The organism is Teredinibacter waterburyi (genome assembly GCF_001922985.1).
Lineage (GTDB): Bacteria > Pseudomonadota > Gammaproteobacteria > Pseudomonadales > Cellvibrionaceae > Teredinibacter > Teredinibacter waterburyi.
Map to the genome: position 1 here is coordinate 1 of NZ_MRUH01000153.1, position 1,251 is coordinate 1,251.

3 protein-coding genes are annotated in these 1,251 nt (G+C 43.8%); all 3 read right to left on the bottom strand.

What is annotated here, in order from left to right:
- Positions 1 to 192 precede the first annotated feature (192 nt).
- The gene (locus tag IDZ20_RS10960) at positions 193 to 390 is read right to left on the bottom strand and encodes a hypothetical protein (RefSeq protein WP_188151478.1); all 198 of its coding nucleotides are present in this window, start codon (positions 388 to 390) and stop codon (positions 193 to 195) included.
- Positions 391 to 394: 4 nt separating this feature from the next.
- A complete protein-coding gene (locus tag IDZ20_RS10965; protein WP_188151479.1) occupies positions 395 to 616 on the bottom strand; it encodes a hypothetical protein in 222 nt (73 codons plus the stop codon).
- A gap of 93 nt (positions 617 to 709) precedes the next feature.
- Positions 710 to 1,183, bottom strand: a complete 474-nt coding sequence (locus IDZ20_RS10970) for a L,D-transpeptidase family protein (RefSeq protein ID WP_188151480.1) — start codon at positions 1,181 to 1,183, stop codon at positions 710 to 712.
- Positions 1,184 to 1,251 lie beyond the last annotated feature (68 nt).

Consider the following 1,251-nt stretch of genomic DNA (forward strand, 5'->3'; position numbering starts at 1 on the left):
AAAGACAACTGCCAACAACCTAAAACCGACAAAGCGCTTTTTTTCAATACCACGCATAACGCATAGCTAAACGGCGCACAAAGTGGAGCTGGTTTGTGCAATAATTTGCGAAGCAAATGCACAAACGAGCGGAGCTTTGGGCGTCCAGTGGAGGCCGAAGGCCGGAACGGTGTTTGAGCGTATTGTTATGCATTACGGCTCATTCACCACTTTTAGACGTGGCTCTTCGTTTATAATTGATATAAGTTCTGCCTGAATTTTCGCAAGCCCTTCTCGCGTATCAATTTTACTGAATATACGTTTTAAAAAAGGAACTTCCGCTGTTGCAAAACAGTGCCAAGTAATTTCTTCCTTGCTTGGCACATGGTCATCTTCATATTCGTTTCCCATAATGCTAGAGCAGCCTACCCATAACCAGTAAGGTTCGCGTTTGCACATAACGCACCAACCCCCAGTCTTCCGGTATCACTTCTTCTACTTCGTATCCAAGACCGATAAATCTACTGCGTAACCATTCAGAGAATTGCTTACCATATACGAACGGATTCGTCTCTTCATCCTCTTTGGGTTCAATTGCAAACAAATCAGTTTTTATGAATATTCTTTCAGGTTCCATTCGATACTCGATTTTGCATAACGCTTGCAACAGCGGCCGAGCGTAGCGAGGTCCAGCCCCAGAGGGGCGTTGATGCTTGCACTTGTTACATGCCTACCATGCAATCTGTATTTTGGTACCAACATTTACCAACCCCATGAACTCATCTATTTCTGAGTTTGTTAATGCTATACACCCATTTGTCCAATTAAATCGTTGCGTAATGAATGAAAGCCACCCTAGGTTATTGCGTTGCCCATGAACCATAATAAAGCCACCCGGAGAAACACCCATTTTTTTTGCATTGGCTTTATCAGTTTCATTTGGGTAGCTGATATGCATTGCCCGATAAAAAGACGAGTCTTCTTTTTTATAATCGAGAGTGTAGCTTCCTTCCGGTGTTCTCTCATCGCCCTCTTGTTGCTTGTGCCCCTCAGGGCTTGCACCAAAAGCAACATGGTATTCCTTAACGACTTCGCCGCCATCTAGCAAGTACATCTTACTTTCCGACTTATCGACTTTCACCAAGTCGACACCTGCAAAAGCAAGATTGGTAGAAAACATGAATAGTAGTAAAAACTTTCTCATAGCATGTAACGCCGCTATGTGGGGCATTTATTGTGGAGTGGAGTTTTGGGGTAAAGTGGCGTAGCCAC